This window comes from Neisseria sp. P0008.S010 (genome assembly GCF_051962715.1).
In the GTDB taxonomy this organism is placed as follows: Bacteria; Pseudomonadota; Gammaproteobacteria; order Burkholderiales; family Neisseriaceae; genus Neisseria; species Neisseria elongata.
In genome coordinates, this window is record NZ_JBQCVA010000296.1 from 1 (window position 1) to 270 (window position 270).

At 58.9% G+C, this 270-nt stretch carries 1 rRNA gene; it reads left to right on the forward strand.

The window, feature by feature from the left end:
- A 16S ribosomal RNA gene (locus ACTHSL_RS13665) occupies window positions 1-270 on the forward strand; the annotation flags it as partial.

A 270-nucleotide genomic window follows, 5' to 3' on the forward strand; every position in this document is an offset into this window, starting at 1 on the left:
TACGTAGGGGGCGAGCGTTGTCCGGAATCATTGGGCGTAAAGCGCGCGTAGGCGGCCCGATAAGTCCGCTGTGAAAGTCCAGGGCTCAACCCTGGGATGCCGGTGGATACTGTCGGGCTAGAGTCCGGAAGAGGCGAGTGGAATTCCTGGTGTAGCGGTGGAATGCGCAGATATCAGGAGGAACACCTATAGCGAAGGCAGCTCGCTGGGACGTGACTGACGCTGAGACGCGAAAGCGTGGGGAGCAAACAGGATTAGATACCCTGGTAG